This is a genomic window from Gluconobacter sp. DsW_056, assembly GCF_002153595.1.
Lineage (GTDB): Bacteria > Pseudomonadota > Alphaproteobacteria > Acetobacterales > Acetobacteraceae > Gluconobacter > Gluconobacter albidus.
Genome location: NZ_JOPF01000009.1, coordinates 418,885 through 434,597, shown reverse-complemented (window position 1 = coordinate 434,597; position 15,713 = coordinate 418,885). Strand labels below are relative to the sequence as shown.

Below are 15,713 nucleotides of genomic sequence, written 5' to 3'. Positions count from 1 at the left end.
TCATGCTGGCTGGAGGTCCGATCTGATGGACACGTCTGTTACACGTCCCGAACTGCTGCTGGTTGCCGATGCAGTCTCCCGCGAGAAGAATATTGACCGCGAGGAAGTGCTCGAAGCGATGGAGCAGGCCATCCAGAAGGCTGGCCGCGCAAAGTACGGGCATGAAAAGGACATCCGCGCGACGATTGATCGCAAGAGCGGTGAAGTCCGTCTAAGCCGCTGGACCGAGGCGGTCGAGCAGGTCGAGAACGAAGACACGCAGATCCCGCTGCATATCGCCCGGAAGTTCCAGCCGGAAATCAAGGCTGGCGAGCATCTGGTCGATCCGCTGCCTCCGATTGATTTCGGCCGTATCGCCGCGCAGACCGCCAAGCAGGTCATCGTGCAGCGTGTGCGCGAATATGAGCGCAAGCGCCAGTACAACGAGTTCAAGGACCGCGTGGGCGAGATTGTCAACGGGACCGTCAAGCGGACCGAGTACGGCAACCTTATGGTGGAGATCGGTCATACCGAAGCTCTGCTGCGTCGTGACGAGTTGATCCCCCGCGAATCCTTCCGCAATTCCGATCGTATCCGCGCCTATATCTATGATGTGCGTGATGAGCCGCGCGGTCCGCAGATTTTTCTGTCCCGCACGCATCCGGCCTTCCTTGCCAAGTTGTTTGCGCAGGAAGTTCCGGAAATCTACGACGGAATCATTGAAATCAAGGCTGTGTCCCGTGATCCGGGATCGCGCGCCAAAATGGCCGTGATTTCGCGCGATGCCGCGATTGATCCGGTCGGTGCGTGCGTTGGTATGCGTGGCTCCCGCGTTCAGGCTGTCGTGGCCGAACTGCAGGGCGAAAAGATCGACATCATTCCCTGGAGCCCGCAGGCCGCGACGTTTGTCGTCAATGCTCTGGCTCCTGCTGAAGTCAGCAAGGTCGTGATGGATGAAGAAGCAGGACGTGTCGAAGTCGTGGTTCCAGATGAGCAGCTTTCGCTCGCCATCGGTCGCCGTGGACAGAACGTGCGTCTCGCCAGCCAGCTGACTCGCTGGGACATCGACATCCTGACGGAAGCCGAGGAATCGGAGCGCCGTCAGGAAGAGTTCCGCAAGCGCTCCTCGCAGTTTGTCGAGGCGCTGGACGTCGATGACGTGATCGCGGGCCTGCTGGTGACGGAAGGCTTCCACACCATCGAGGAACTGGCCTACACGGAGCCGGGCGAGCTGAACGATATCGAAGGCTTTGACGAGAGCGTGGCTGAAGAGCTCATGCATCGCGCCAACGATTATCTGGCCAGCAAGGAACAGGCTCTAGACGACCAGCGCAAGGCGCTGGGTGTTACGGACGATGTGGCCGAGCTGGGAACCTTTACGAACCAGATGCTGGTCACGCTGGGTGAGAAGGGCGTGAAGACGCTCGATGATCTGGCCGATCTCGCAGGTGACGAACTGGTGGAGATCCTCGGTGACGAGGCCATCGACGAGGATGCCGCCAATGAGATCATCATGGCAGCCCGTGCACACTGGTTCGATGGTGAAGAAGCCGACTCGGTAAAAACGGAAAACGATGACGGGGAGTCGACCGACGTCTGATCTTTCTGATACTGATAATGGTCCCGTTCGTGGTGCTCTAGGGCGTCGCGGCTCGGAGCGGCGATGCATCGTAACGCGAGAGCAGAAGCCGCCCGAACGCATGATCCGCTTCGTGGTCAGCCCCGATAACCGGGTTGTCCCCGACCTCGCCGGAAAACTTCCGGGTCGGGGAATGTGGTTGAGTGCCAGCCGGGATGTGTTAGATAGCGCCCGAACACGACAGGCTTTCGCCAGAGCGGCAAAAGCCCAGGTGACCGTACCGGAAAACCTTGCCGATCTTGTCGGCGGGGCTCTGGTACAGCGGATGCTGGATGCAGTCAGTCTGGCCCGGAGAGCCGGTCAGACGGTCTGCGGATTTCAGAAATGCCGGGAGTGGCTTACCTCCGGCAGGGTAGGGGTGGTGATCCGTTCGGAAAGTGCAAGTCCGGACGAATTTTCCAGACTGGTGTCGGGCCGGCGTTCTCTGCCGGTTGTGACAGTTCCCGATCGGGTCCTGGAATCGGCGTTCAGCCGGGACCGGGCGGTCTATGCGGTGATGGCGCCTGGTGCGCTGGCACAGCGCCTGATCGCCGAACATGAGAGATTTTCGGGAGTGGCAGGACGTCCGCTCCCAGACCCCGAAGGGGTCAGTAAGGAACAGGCGGAACTATGAGCGACGGCAACGAGCGCAACCAGGACGGAAACAACACCCCATCGCAGGGCGGCGAACAGACCAGAAGCAGCCGCCTGTCGCTTCGCCCCGCTGGACGGCCGGAGGTCGGGCGTACTGTGGATGCTGGCTCCGTGCGTCAGAGCTTCAGTCACGGCCGTTCCAAGGTCGTGCAGGTTGAAGTGCGCAAACCCAAACGCAATGCCACTGGCCCGGGCGCCGGTGCGGCGGCACGCGGTGGCCGGCCGGGTGGTCGTGCCCTGACGGCAGCCGAGCTGGCAGCCCGTCAGCGCGCTCTGGAAGGGCAGCGTCAGGCTGCGGCTGAAGAAGCGGCGCGGCGCGAAGAAGAAAAGATCCAGATCATGTCTGCTGCCGAGGCCGCGCGTCGCGCCGCCGAGGAAGAGCGTCTGATCGCCGAACAGAAGGCAGCGGAAATCGCTGCGTTGAAGGAAAGCGAGCAGCAGGCCGCGCGGGAACAGGCTGCTGCCGAAGCCGCCGCACGCGCTGCGGAGCAGGCGGCCGCTGAAGCGGCTGCCCGTGAGGCTGAGGAAGCCGCGCGTGCGGCTCCTCTGGACCCGCGTACGCATTCGACCGGTGGTGTGCAGCTTGCCGCTCCGGTGCAGCGTCTGCGTCCGCTGGCCGAGCGTGCCATCATGCCGCCGCGTCCGGTTCAGCCGTCGCGTCCCGCGCCTTCTGCCGCTCCTGCCCGTAATAACGAGACCCTGCATCTGCGCTCGGGTGCAGCGGCTGCTGGTGAAGAGGAACGTCGTCCTGCGCCGCGCCGTAGTGGCCCGGGGGCGCCTCCGGCACCGCCGCGTCGTCCGTCGGCACCGTCCCGCAAGGCCGGTGGCAGCGACCGCCGCTCGGGACGTATCGACGTCCGTGCTGCGATCGAAGGGGATGACGACAAGACCCGTTCGCTGGCCTCGGTTCGCCGCCAGCGCGACCGTGAGCGTCGTCAGGCCGAGCTGGAGCGTCTGCGTTCCGATCAGGTCCGCGTCGTGCGTGATGTCATCGTGCCGGAAACCATCACGGTTGCCGAGCTGGCCAACCGTATGGCGTCCCGTCAGGGTGAAGTCATCAAGGCGCTCATGAAGATGGGTGTCATGGCAACGGCCGCCCAGAGCATCGACGGCGATACCGCCGAGCTGGTGGTTGAGGAATTCGGTCATCGCATCAAGCGTGTGTCCGAGAGCGACGTTGAAATCGGCATTGAAGGCGTTGAAGACAGCGCCGAGGAACTGCTGCCGCGTGCTCCGGTCGTGACGGTTATGGGGCATGTCGATCACGGCAAGACCTCCCTGCTAGACGCCCTGCGCACCACGGATGTGGCGGCAAGCGAAGCCGGTGGTATTACGCAGCATATCGGCGCGTATCAGATCACGGCACCGTCGGGGAAGAAGATCACCTTCATCGACACGCCGGGTCATGAGGCTTTCACCTCCATGCGTGCCCGCGGTGCGTCCGTCACCGATATCGTGGTGCTGGTCGTGGCAGCCGATGACGGTGTGATGCCGCAGACGATCGAAGCCATCAAGCATGCCAAGGCTGCCAATGCTCCGATCATCGTGGCGATCAACAAGATCGACAAGCCGGGTGCCAATCCGAACCGTGTCCGCCAGGAACTCCTGAGCCACGAGATCGTGGTCGAGGAAATGGGTGGCGACACCCAGGATGTCGAGGTTTCGGCCCTCAAGCGGACCGGGCTGGACAAGCTGGAAGAGTGCATCCTGCTTCAGTCCGAAATGCTGGACCTGCGCGCCAATCCGGACCGTGTTGCCGAAGGTGTGGTGATCGAAAGCCGTCTGGATCGTGGGCGTGGCCCTGTTGCCGCTGTTCTCGTCCAGAAGGGAACGCTGCGTCGCGGCGATATCCTGGTGGCCGGTTCCGAATGGGGCCGTGTCCGCGCCGTGCTCGACGATCGTGGTCGCCAGCTCAAGGATGCCGGTCCGTCCATGCCGGTCGAGGTTCTCGGCCTAACGGGTGTGCCGGGTGCGGGTGAGCCGTTTGTCGTTGTCGAAAACGATGCACGGGCCCGTGAAATCAGCGAATTCCGTCAGCGGAAGATCAAGGACAAGGAAGCGGCCTCGCAGGTTGCGGCTCGCGGAACCCTCGATCAGATGCTGGCCCGGATCCAGGCCGGTGTGCAGAAGGAAGTTGCCCTTCTCATCAAGGCGGACGTTCAGGGTTCGGCCGAGGCGATTTCCGCGACCGTGCAGAAGCTGGCCCATGAGGAAGTTGCGGTTCGCGTTCTGAACGCCAGTGTCGGTCAGATCACGGAAAGCGACATCCAGCTTGCCAAGGCTTCGAATGCCATCATCGTGGCGTTCAATGTCCGTGCAACCACGCAGGCCCGTGAACTGGCCCAGCGCGAGGGTGTGGATATCCGCTACTATTCGATCATCTATCAGGTGGCCGATGATGTGGAGCAGCTGGTCAAGGGCAAGGTCGCGCCGAAGCACCGCGAGAAGTTCCTGGGCTATGCCGAGATCCGTCAGGTCTTCAACATCACCAAGACCGGCAAGGTCGCGGGTTGCTATGTCACCGAAGGTCTCGTCAAGCGCGGCTGTGGCGTGCGTCTGCTGCGTGACAACGTGGTCATTCATGAGGGCGAGCTGAGCCAGCTCAAGCGCTTCAAGGATGACGTCAAGGAAGTGGCCCGCGGCTATGAGTGTGGTCTGTCGTTTGCGGGCTATAACGACCTGCGCGAAGGCGACATGGTCGAGTGCTATGAAATGGAAGTGATCCCGGCTTGAGTTCGCGTTCGAGACATGACCTGAAGGGCCCTGCCGGCGTCACCGCCCAGGGGCCAAGCACCCGCCAGCTCCGAGTGGCTGAAGAGGTCCGCCGTGTTCTGGCGGAGCTGTTCGCTCGGACGGAGTTCCGTGACCCGGAACTTCTGGATGTGCGCATCACGGTAACGGAAGTCCGCATCTCGCCGGATTTCAGGCATGCCACGGCTTTCGTGACGCGTCTGGGACGGAGCGACGTGGAGGTTCTTCTGCCCGCCCTCAAGCGGGTGGCACCATTCCTGAGAACGGGACTTTCCAAGTCCCTTAATCTCCGGACGGTTCCGGAGATCCACTTCCAGCCTGATACGGCTCTGGATAACGCCATGGAACTCGACGAGATCATGCGGTCTCCGGAAGTCCGGCGGGATCTGGAAAAAGATCCGGAATAATTTTCAGAAACGCCCCTCCCGTTCGGTGAGGGGCGTTTTTTTTGCATTCCGTCCCTGTGCTGGTCTATCAGCGGCCTTCACAAGCAAGGACGGGATGTATGGGCAGGAAACGTGGACGCGATATCGACGGGTGGCTGATTCTGGACAAGCCGCTGGGTCCGACCTCCACGGATATGGTCAACAAGCTGCGATGGGCGTTCGATGCGAAGAAAGCCGGGCATGGCGGGACGCTTGATCCGCTGGCCTCCGGCGTGCTGCCGATTGCGTTCGGCAAGGCGACGCGGACCATTCCCTACATCATGGATGCGACAAAACGTTATCGCTTCACTCTGACCTTCGGGGAAAGCCGTACGACGGATGACCTTGAAGGCGAGGTTCTGGCGACATCGCCGAACCGTCCGACCGATGACCAGATCCTGGCCGTCCTGCCTGCGCTGACGGGCAATGTCATGCAGGTGCCTCCCGTGTTTTCGGCACTTCGGGTCGGGGGAGAGCGGGCTTATGATATGGCGCGCGCGGGCCGTCCGCCCGAGCTTCCGCCCCGTCCAGCGCGGATCGATTCGATAACGCTTGTGGAACGTCCGGATGCGGATACAGCCGTTTTTGACGTGCAGTCGGGCAAAGGGGTCTATATGCGCTCGCTGGCGCGGGACATTGCGCTGGCCTGTGGAACGGTCGGGCATATTTCGGTGCTGCGGCGAACGAAGTGTGGGCCGTTCGATCTGGGTCACGCCCTGACGATCGATCAGATATCACTGGACAAATCGACTCAAACTGTGGACAACGCCGATGCTCTTCCGGCTCCTCTGCTGGATGCGGCGACCGCGCTGGTCGACATCCCGGCGCTGGCCGTCACCGATGCGGAGGGAAGGATGCTTGTCTGGGGGCAGTCGATAGATCCCCTGGACCTCGTGCATCCTCTGCCGGCATCGTCGCAGGGGGAGGACCACCTGTGGCGCGCGATGATCGGAGAGCACGTGCTGGGTCTGTGTCATGTCCGTCATGGGCGGCTCAGGGCAGCGCGTATGCTGGAAAACCACGAGTTTTTTGGAGAACACGATGTCGATTACCGCAGAACGCCGCACGGCACTGATTTCTGAGTACAAGCAGAGCGAGACGGATACGGGTTCGCCGGAAGTACAGGTTGCAATCCTGTCCGAGCGTATCGTCAACCTGACCGAGCACCTCAAGACCCACAAGAAGGACTTCCACTCCCGCCGTGGTCTTCTGATGATGGTCGGTCAGCGTCGTAGCCTGCTGGACTATCTGAAGCGCAAGGACCAGGCTCGTTACCAGAGCCTGATCGAGCGTCTCGGCCTGCGTCGCTGAGCTGATTTGTCCGGGAGCACGCTCCCGGACACCCCCGCCATCGCCTGTCCGGCGGTGCGGGTGCGCGACCGGCGTTTCAGGCCACATGGTGTCATGCCGGGGACTTCCCGCCATCACCGCCATGCCGTCCGAAACGCTGCTCCGCCACCTGCCGGACGCCCGGAGATGGTTTACCCGGGGGATGGTTCCATCCTTAATTTGGGAAAACATGCATGTTTGATTATTTCCGCAAGGAAATCGAATGGGCCGGACGCCCTCTGATCCTGGAGACCGGCAAGGTCGCACGCCAGGCAGACGGCGCCGTCATGATCACATACGGCGACACGGTTGTGCTTTGCACCGCCGTTGGCGCCAAGAACGTCAAGCCGGGACAGGACTTTTTCCCGCTGACGGTCAACTACCAGGAAAAGGCTTACGCCGCCGGCAAGATCCCGGGTGGGTTCTTCAAGCGTGAAGGCCGTCCGTCCGAAGCCGAAGTCCTGAACGCCCGTCTGATCGATCGTCCGATCCGTCCGCTGTTCCCGGAGAACTTCCGCAACGAAGTCCAGATCACCGCAACGGTTCTGAGCTACGACAACGAGAACGATCCGGCACTTGTGTCGCTGATCGGCTGCTCGGCTGCGCTGACGCTCTCCGGCATTCCGTTCTTCGGCCCCGTTGCCTGCGCCCGTATCGGCCGCATCGACGGCAAGCTGGTTGTGAACCCTGTTCATGACGAACTCAAGGACAGCACGCTCGACCTGATGGTCGCCGGTACGGCCGAAGGCGTGCTGATGGTCGAATCCGAAGCCAGCGAGCTTTCGGAAGAGACGATGCTTGAAGCCGTCACGCTGGGTCACACCTCCTTCCAGCCGGTTATCGACGCCATTATCGCACTGGCCGAGCACGCTGCGAAGGCTCCGTGGGATCTGCCGTCGCTGACGAAGGAAGAAATCGCCCTTCGCAAGCGCGTCGAGAAGGTCGGCAACAAGCTGATGGCGGACGCCTACAAGGAACGTCAGAAGCAGGCCCGTTACAAGAAGGTTGCCGAAGCCAAGGACCGGATCAACGAGATTCTGGCCGAGGAAGGTCTGGACCTTGAACTTGCCAAGCCGATGCTCAAGGAGCTTGAGGCACAGGTCGTTCGCGGTTCCATCCTCAAGACGGGCATCCGGATTGATGGCCGTGACCTGAAGACGGTCCGCCCGATCCTGGCTGAAGTCGGCATCCTGCCGCGCGCTCATGGATCGTCCCTGTTCACGCGTGGCGAGACGCAGGCCCTCGTGGTCGCAACGCTCGGCACGGGTCAGGACGAACAGATCATCGACGCGCTGGAGGGGGAATACCGTTCCAACTTCCTGCTGCACTACAATTTCCCGCCGTATTCGGTTGGCGAGTGTGGTCGCATGGGATCCCCGGGCCGTCGCGAGATCGGTCATGGCAAGCTGGCATGGCGCGCGATCCATCCGCTGCTGCCGACCAAGGAGGCCTTCCCGTACACGATGCGTGTGGTTTCCGAGATCACGGAAAGCAATGGCTCGTCTTCCATGGCGACCGTCTGCGGCTCGTCGCTCGCGCTGATGGATGCCGGCGTTCCGCTGCCGCGTCCGGTGGCTGGCATTGCCATGGGTCTTATCAAGGAAGATCGTGGTTACGCTGTGCTGTCCGACATCCTGGGTGATGAAGATCACCTCGGCGACATGGACTTCAAGGTGGCTGGTACGGCTGACGGCGTGACCGCGCTTCAGATGGACATCAAGATCACGTCCATCACGCCGGAAATCATGAAGATCGCGCTGGAACAGGCCCGCGAAGGCCGGATCCACATCCTTGGCGAAATGTCCAAGGCGCTGACGGAAGGCCGTTCTGACGTTTCGGGCAATGCTCCGAAGATCACGACGATTTCCGTGCCGAAGGAAAAGATCCGCGACGTGATCGGCTCCGGTGGCAAGGTGATCCGCGAGATCGTCGAATATTCGGGCGCGAAGGTCGATATCGGCGATGATGGCACCGTGACCATTGCTGCTGCGAACGACGAACAGGCCCAGAAGGCCATCTCCCGGATCGAAGGCATTGTCGCCGAGCCGGAAATCGGCCGCATCTATGACGGCAAGGTCGTCAAGACCGCCGATTTCGGCGCGTTCGTGAACTTCCTTGGTCCGCGTGACGGCCTCGTTCACATTTCCGAACTGGCTGAAGGCCGCGTTGCAAAGACGTCCGATGTCGTCAAGCAGGGTGATGCCGTGAAGGTCAAGGTCATCGGGTTTGATGATCGGGGCAAAGTCAAGCTCTCCATGAGGGTTGTCGATCAGGCTACGGGTGCCGATATTACGGAAAGCGTGGGGGCCAGACCTGGCCGTCCGCCCCGTCGCGACGCCGAGTGAGTGTTGGGGCGGGGCTCACAAGGCCCCGCCCTTTTTTTTCTGAGTTTCGGAGACAGCCAGTCCCCATGAAATCTATTGATACCCTCCGTTTTGGTGGTCAGGATGTGCTGCCTCTGATCGAAGGGGGCAAAGGTGTCTCCGTCTCTACGGGCGTCTCGGCCGGACACTGGGCCGCTGCGGGCGGGATCGGGACCATTTCTGCCGTCAATGCGGACAGCTACGATCAGGATGGTCATCCGGTTCCGCAGGTCTACCATGGCCGTACGCGCCGTGAGCGCCAGCAGGAACTGATCCGTTATGCGATTGACGGCGGTATTGCGCAGGCGAAGATCGCCCATGATATTTCAGGCGGCAAAGGCCGGATTAACGTCAATATCCTGTGGGAAATGGGGGGGGCCGAAGAGGTCATCATCGGGATTCTCGAAGGTGCTCCGGGACTGGTGCATGGCGTGACGTGCGGTGCGGGGATGCCGTATCGCCTGTCCGACATCGCGGTTCGTTTCGGGCTTCCCTACTATCCGATCGTGTCTTCGGGACGCGCATTCAACGCCCTGTGGCGCCGTGCGTACGGCAAGGCGCCGGAACTGCTGGGTGGCGTGGTTTATGAGGATCCGTGGCGTGCGGGTGGTCATAATGGCCTGTCCAACACGGAAAATCCGCTCTCTCCGGAAGATCCCTATCCGCGCGTTCTCGAACTGCGCCGCGTCATGCGGAACTACGGTCTGGACGAGACCCCGATCATCATGGCGGGTGGCGTCTGGCATCTTGAGGACTGGCAGGACTGGATTGGCAACCCGGAACTCGGGCCGATTGCGTTCCAGTTCGGGACCCGTCCGCTTCTGACGCAGGAAAGCCCGATCCCCGATGCGTGGAAGCGCCGCCTTCTGACGCTGAAGAAGGGGGATGTGTATCTCAACCGCTTCTCCCCGACCGGGTTCTATTCCTCGGCCGTCCGCAACAGCTTCCTGCAGGATCTGTGCGACCGCTCCGAGCGTCAGGTGGCGTACAGCCAGGAAACCGGTGATGGCTACGAGGCGTCCTATGGCGTCGGTGCCCGCAAGCGCGAAGTGTTCGTGCCGGCGGTCGATCGTCCCCGGATTGCGGAATGGGAAGCCGCAGGCTTTACGGAAGCTCTGCGGACGCCGGATGACACGCTGGTGTTCGTGACGCCGGAAAGCGCCCGCGAGATCCTTGCCGACCAGACGGCCTGCATGGGATGTCTCTCGCAATGCCGGTTCTCCAACTGGATGCAGCGCGAGCCCTATACCAACGGCCAGAAGGCTGATCCGCGCTCTTTCTGCATCCAGAAGACGCTCCAGACCATTTCCCATATTCCGACCGGTGCGGATGAAGATGATGTGGTGGATCACAATCTCATGTTCGGCGGCACGAATGCGTGGCGTTTCGGAACGGACCCGTTCTACGCGAATGGCTTTGTCCCGACGGTCGGCCAGCTCGTGGAGCGTATCCTGACCGGTCGCTGATGGCCTCCGACCCGCCGCTTTCCCGCCAGACGTCAGCATCCCGGGCTCCTCAGGGCCGGGAGAGACCGCTTGAGTTCCTGAGGCAGTTTCTGGCGCGTCATTCGGTTCCCGTCAGTCCGGAGCAGATTGCTCCGGCGGAAGGGAGCCGGGCGGCGGTGGCGACGGTCGTGGCGCTTCTTCCCGCGATTTATGAACATCAGGCCGTTCTGGCCTGGGCTGGCTTTGCCGCCTTCTGGAGCTGCCTGATCGAGCCGGGCGGGACGGCGCGCGAACAGTTTCGCATTCTTGGACTCTTTACAGTCTGCGGCGCGATCCTCGGGGGCGTGACCTCCCTGATTGCGGTTTACCCGCTCTGGGGGGTGCTGCCCTGGCTGGTTGTAACCGGCCTGATGGTGGGAATGTCCCGGGCGCTGACACCGTCTCTGGCGTTGCTCTGTGCGTTGCTGGGCTGTGTCATGCTTGCGGGCACGGGCTTTCCGGCACAGACCCTTCAGGACGCTGGCGTGATCGCCTTGGCGTTTGGAGGAGGCGGCCTCTGGGCTGCATTCCTGTGTCTCGTTGTCTGGCCGCAGCATCCCTATGCTCCCGCACGTCGGGCCGTAGGAGCCTGTTACCGGCTGCTTTCGGTCATGGCAGGGGAAATTGCGGCCGGACGGCTTCAGGAAACCGTTCATCGGCAGAATGTGCGTGCGGCGATTGAGCGTGCCCGTGGGATGGCGCTTCAGATTGATGCCGGGCATGCGAGTTATGGTATGCGCGGGCGCCTGATTGCCTCGCTCGCCGGGGCTGAACGCCTGTTTACGGCGATGCTGGCCGTGGAGCACCTTGTCGAGACACGGGGGCTGGATTTCGAGGCGCGGGGTACGCTGGCCGCCTTTTCCTCTCTCTGCCAGCACGCGAGCGATGCGGCCCTTGAGCCCATGCCGGATCTTGAACATCTCGCCGCAGAAGGGCTGGCACTTGCGGGGAGTATTCCTGCAACGGCCGGGCCGGTTGGCGAGCTCGTGGCGACCAGTGCCCGGACGCTGGGAACGCTGGCCGAGGGGCTGGCTCAGAAGGCGCGTCTGCCGTTCGATGGAGATCTGCCACGTCATGTGGCGCGCCTGACACCGACGATCTGGCAACATGCGCTGCGCCTCGTGGTCGGGCTTTTGGCCACCTATATGACGAGCTGGTGGCTGGAGCTGGATTTCGGCTTCTGGGCGCTGGTGGCGCTGTTGCTGGTGGTCCAGCCTTCCGGGCAGACGACGCTGGTGCGGGCCCTTGAGCGCGTGCTCGGGACGCTCGGTGGTGGTGTCCTTGCACTGTTGTTGACGCCGTTCCTGCCGGGATCGGCGCAAATGCTGGTTGCCGTGGCGGCCTTCGTGATTGGCGCGATTGCCATGCGTGCGGTCAATTACACGATGCTGGTGGTGTTCATCAGCGCTCAGTTCATCGTTGTGACCGAAATGCTCATGCCCTCGCAGGGCGTGGCCTGGATGCGGATGCTCGACAATACGCTCGGTAGTGTCATCGGGCTCCTGTGTGCTTTCACGGTCTGTCCGCAGCGGCGGGGGCAGGACATGGACGACCTGTTGCAGACGGCCGTGGTCGGCAATCTGCGCTATGTGGCGGCTGTGCTCAAACGGGAAGATCCCGTTATGACGGATCGCGTCCAGCGTCAGGCCGGAATTGATACGACACGGGCGGAATTCGCCAGAGGCTCATTGCCTGTTCTGGGTGGAGTTTCGGCTGTGGGGGAACGCGCAACGCAGGCTCATGCGCTGCTGCGGGCGCTGCGCCGTCTGAGCGGAGAGGCGACACTGCTGCGGTTTGATATTTCAGCAGGGCTATGCGAAGGCGATGTGCAGGCCGGGGAGCGCTGGAGTGCTACGGCGAAGGCTCTGGAGGCAGGCGCTCCCTTCGACGATATTGCCCGGAAGGTCGAAAACGGCGATGTCATGGCCGAGATCGCAGCTCTGGAGCGTGCAGGCCGCAAAGCTGACTGATGCCGGAGGCGGTTGTATGCCTCCGGTTTTTTGTGCCCGTGAAGGGAGACGCTCAGCGACGTCCACCGGGGCCATGACCGTGACCGCCCGGACCACCGCCATGGTTGCCGCCGCCCATGCCTCCGGCGCCCGGCCCTCCGCCTCCCGGCCTTCCTGGTCCCGAACCGCCCCCGGGCCTTCCGCCGCCGGGTCCATTTCCGGGTCTACCCTGTCCGCCGGGACCATGACCGGGGCCTCCAGGTCCGGGGCGGAAACCGGGAGGCCGCCGCCCTGGTCCACGTCCGGGATAGGGGCCGACGCCATAACCCGGTCCCCATCCCCATCCGGGGCCCCACGTGCTGCCCCAGCCGCGGTTATAGGTGCTGCTGTAATAGCCCCCGCCGCCATAGTAGCTGCCGTATTGGCCGGGGCCGCCGTATTCATAGTCACTGCAGCCCGACAGAACTCCCAGAAGGCAGAGCGCTCCACCGAGGCGGAGGAGGGATTTTGTTGTCCAACGGGTCATTTCGCATCTCCTGCCGCGCTGGGATCATGCCATTCCATAACGCCGAAGACGGCGCCGCTCGGGTCGGCGAGGACGGCGATCATGCTGTTCTGATGATCGGGATGGGGCTGCACGAGAACACGTCCTCCGAGCTGCACGGCTTTTTCGGCGGTACTCCCGACGCTGTCTACCTGTACGAAGCCGATCCAGCGCGCGCTGGCATCCGGCGGCAGGCGGGCTGGCAGGGGGTTGACGGTCGCACGGGCGATGGACTGTGAATCCAGAATGTAGCGCTGGTGTGTGTCGGGAGGGGGCGCGTCTTCAACCTGATAACCGAAGAGCTTCTGGTAAAATCCGGCGCTGGTTGCGGGGGCGGGAGTCAGGATTGCATTCCAGATCCAGTCCCCCTGAACCGTGGCGTCCGTATCGTCCCGGTCACCATGAGGGGCGTGCAGCGCGGCAAAAAGTCCGCCCTGCGGGTCGGCGATGATGGCCTGTTCGCCGCGGCCCGGAACGATGGTCGGGCGATATAGCACTTTGCCGCCCCACTGTAGCGAGGCTTTGGCCACTGTCGGAACGTCGAGTGCCGAAATGAACGGAAGCCAGAGCGGCTGGGGCGGGTTTTCCGTATCGGGCAGGGGACGCTCGACCAGTCCGGCTACGACATGACCGTTGACCAGCGCCTCGGCGTAATGGCCGCGCGAGACGGGGCGATCCTGAAAGGTCCAGCCCAGCAGTGCGCCATAAAAAGCCTTGGCTTTGGCCAGGTCGGGCGTTGTGAGCTGTGTGTAGACGATCTTGCCGGGCAAGGTTTTTGAAATGGCTGCTGGCGTCTCAGCGGTGTCTGCCGTCTGGGCAAGCGCATCGGAAGCGAAGACTGTCAGGCCTAAGCCAAGGGTGAGGGCTGCCGACAGCGTGACGGCGGCCGTGCCGGCTCGGAAAGGGTGGGAAAAGGGCGGCAAAGGCGGCACTCCTTCTGTTCGGATCTGCACGGAGCGCCTTCGGGACGATCGGCAGGTCGGAAGGGGAACGTCCTGTGGCTCCCCGTAATAAGGGCATGACGTCTCATGTCCCATTCCGTTCCCGGAATGCAGCAAAAATGTGGCGCGGCCCTGGGGGGTCAGATCAGGGCGAGTTCGGCCAGTTCCTTGCGGAGCCGGGGTGGGAGATCAGCAATGCCGTCCTGACCGAGGCTGCTGCCCAGATCGGGCGGGGCGTCCTTGGGTTCCAGATAGCGCCAGCCCTGAAAGGGGCGCATTGGCCGCGGCTGCACAGGGATGATCTCGTCGGACACGACGATCAGCGTGCCCGTGCTGCCATCCGCGCGCTGGGCACTCTCCAGCCCGATGATGGGCTGGCGGCACAGGACCATGCCGTCCATCACGCGATACAGGGAACCGCCGTCCAGAATCTCCTCGGCCCGTTTGGGCATGGTGCGGGTCTGGACGGTGGCGTGGCCGTTGATGCGGTAGTGGTTCAGCCGTTCGCGCAGGACTTCGATGCTCGGGCAGCCGACGGCCAGTTTGATGATGTTCAGCATAGGTGTCGGATGCCCTCCTGCAAGCTCTTAGTGCGTGCCCATGGCGTTCTGGGACTGCGAGACGAACTCATTGATGAAGCGCGCCTTGTCGATGGACTGCACGATCTTCACCTTCCGCAGGCCCATGCCCTTCGGCGCCGTGGAATCCGGCCAGATATGGGCGTGACCGTAATCCATCCCGTGGTCGATATTGACGTCCATGATGGCCGTGACGGATGTCGTGATCAGTGTCGGATCAACGGCGATGGCCGACGTCAGTTCATCCCAGAGCGGCAGGGGCGCCTGATACTTTTTCAGATAGTCCGTGACGGCGTTGTGCTTCGTATCAATCCGGTCTGCGAGTTCGGGCGTCATCATGATGTCGTTCGAGACGTTGCCGACGCAGGTGATGGCGGCCCATGGTGCGGTCAGGGCAATGCGGGCGGCTTCGGGGTCCATGATCAGGTTAAAATCGGATGCAAAGTCGGCGTTGCCGGTGACGGACATCATGCTGGCATCGAGCAGGCCGCCCATGAAGACGAGCTGTTTGGCTGTCTCGGCGAAGGTCGGGTCGATCCGGATGGCGAGGGCGAGGTTTGTCAGCGGGCCGGCGGCGATGATCGTGACCTGATGCGGATGGGCGTGGACCTCGCGGATCAGGAACATGGCGGCTGGAAGCGCATCGGCGGCGGTATGGGGCGCGCCTTCGGGCAGTTTGCTGACGGGAGGCTGTGTGGCCGGGACGTGTTCGATGGAGCCGAGGCCACCCCATGCACCCTTCCAGGGAATGATTCCGAACTGCTGTTCGCGCAGTTTCGTCTCCGCGACCGTGTTGACCAGCGGCGTGGTGGCGCCATCGGCGACCGGGATCTGTGTCTGGCGGGCGATTTCCAGAAAGCGCAGGGCATGCGCCGTGCCCGCGTTCTCCCAGTCATCGCCGACGACGGAGGTCAGGCCGAGCAGCGTCACGCCCGGGCGGTTGAGCAGGGGAATGATGGACTGGATGTTGGAGCCGCCCGGACCGAGGAAGTCGTTGTCGAGCACGACGTAATTCGGAGCAGGAGCAGCCGTCGCAACGGAAAGCGGGGCGAGTACGGTGCAGGCAGCCAGAAGGGCAGAGAGAATGGATCGGCGCAT

General features: G+C 62.7%; 13 protein-coding genes. 9 read left to right on the top strand and 4 right to left on the bottom strand.

Features of this window, described 5'->3' with window-relative positions; genetic code table 11:
• The first annotated feature begins 25 nt into the window (after positions 1–25).
• The 9 genes from nusA (at position 26) to HK22_RS09180 (ending at position 12,573) form a co-directional block, all read left to right on the top strand.
• The gene (gene nusA, locus HK22_RS09220; protein ID WP_062030354.1) at positions 26–1,579 is read left to right on the top strand and encodes a transcription termination factor NusA; all 1,554 of its coding nucleotides are present in this window, start codon (positions 26–28) and stop codon (positions 1,577–1,579) included.
• Positions 1,554–2,231, top strand: a complete 678-nt coding sequence (locus HK22_RS09215) for an RNA-binding protein (RefSeq protein WP_077802295.1) — start codon at positions 1,554–1,556, stop codon at positions 2,229–2,231. The genes nusA and HK22_RS09215 overlap by 26 nt, the downstream gene beginning before the upstream one ends.
• On the top strand, positions 2,228–4,984 hold the full coding sequence (gene infB, locus HK22_RS09210) for a translation initiation factor IF-2 (RefSeq protein ID WP_086649039.1): 2,757 nt from the start codon (positions 2,228–2,230) through the stop codon (positions 4,982–4,984). Before HK22_RS09215 ends, infB begins: the two co-directional genes overlap by 4 nt.
• Complete coding sequence (gene rbfA, locus HK22_RS09205) at positions 4,981–5,409, top strand: 30S ribosome-binding factor RbfA (protein WP_198945518.1); 429 nt, start codon at positions 4,981–4,983, stop codon at positions 5,407–5,409. Before infB ends, rbfA begins: the two co-directional genes overlap by 4 nt.
• Before the next feature lie 98 nt (positions 5,410–5,507).
• Positions 5,508–6,509 (top strand): tRNA pseudouridine(55) synthase TruB, encoded by a 1,002-nt coding sequence (truB, locus tag HK22_RS09200; protein WP_062108904.1) that lies wholly within the window; start codon positions 5,508–5,510, stop codon positions 6,507–6,509.
• Positions 6,469–6,738 (top strand): 30S ribosomal protein S15, encoded by a 270-nt coding sequence (rpsO, locus tag HK22_RS09195; protein ID WP_011253110.1) that lies wholly within the window; start codon positions 6,469–6,471, stop codon positions 6,736–6,738. The genes truB and rpsO overlap by 41 nt, the downstream gene beginning before the upstream one ends.
• Positions 6,739–6,950: 212 nt before the next feature.
• Positions 6,951–9,101 (top strand): polyribonucleotide nucleotidyltransferase, encoded by a 2,151-nt coding sequence (gene pnp / locus HK22_RS09190; RefSeq protein WP_062030348.1) that lies wholly within the window; start codon positions 6,951–6,953, stop codon positions 9,099–9,101.
• 65 nt (positions 9,102–9,166) lie between these two features.
• Positions 9,167–10,585 (top strand): nitronate monooxygenase family protein, encoded by a 1,419-nt coding sequence (locus tag HK22_RS09185; protein ID WP_086649038.1) that lies wholly within the window; start codon positions 9,167–9,169, stop codon positions 10,583–10,585.
• Positions 10,585–12,573 (top strand): FUSC family protein, encoded by a 1,989-nt coding sequence (locus tag HK22_RS09180; protein WP_086649037.1) that lies wholly within the window; start codon positions 10,585–10,587, stop codon positions 12,571–12,573. Before HK22_RS09185 ends, HK22_RS09180 begins: the two co-directional genes overlap by 1 nt.
• Positions 12,574–12,625: 52 nt before the next feature.
• On the opposite strand, the gene HK22_RS09175 is transcribed toward HK22_RS09180, so the two are convergent.
• From HK22_RS09175 to HK22_RS09160, 4 genes are all read right to left on the bottom strand, one after another.
• Positions 12,626–13,078 carry a hypothetical protein gene (locus HK22_RS09175; protein ID WP_086649036.1) on the bottom strand — a complete coding sequence of 151 codons (453 nt, stop codon included), beginning with the start codon at positions 13,076–13,078 and terminating at the stop codon, positions 12,626–12,628.
• Positions 13,075–14,019, bottom strand: a complete 945-nt coding sequence (locus tag HK22_RS09170; protein ID WP_233142517.1) for a VOC family protein — start codon at positions 14,017–14,019, stop codon at positions 13,075–13,077. Before HK22_RS09170 ends, HK22_RS09175 begins: the two co-directional genes overlap by 4 nt.
• A 158-nt stretch (positions 14,020–14,177) precedes the next feature.
• Positions 14,178–14,597 carry a DUF1489 family protein gene (locus tag HK22_RS09165; RefSeq protein WP_086649035.1) on the bottom strand — a complete coding sequence of 140 codons (420 nt, stop codon included), beginning with the start codon at positions 14,595–14,597 and terminating at the stop codon, positions 14,178–14,180.
• 27 nt (positions 14,598–14,624) lie between these two features.
• On the bottom strand, positions 14,625–15,713 hold the full coding sequence (locus tag HK22_RS09160; protein WP_086649034.1) for a nucleoside hydrolase: 1,089 nt from the start codon (positions 15,711–15,713) through the stop codon (positions 14,625–14,627).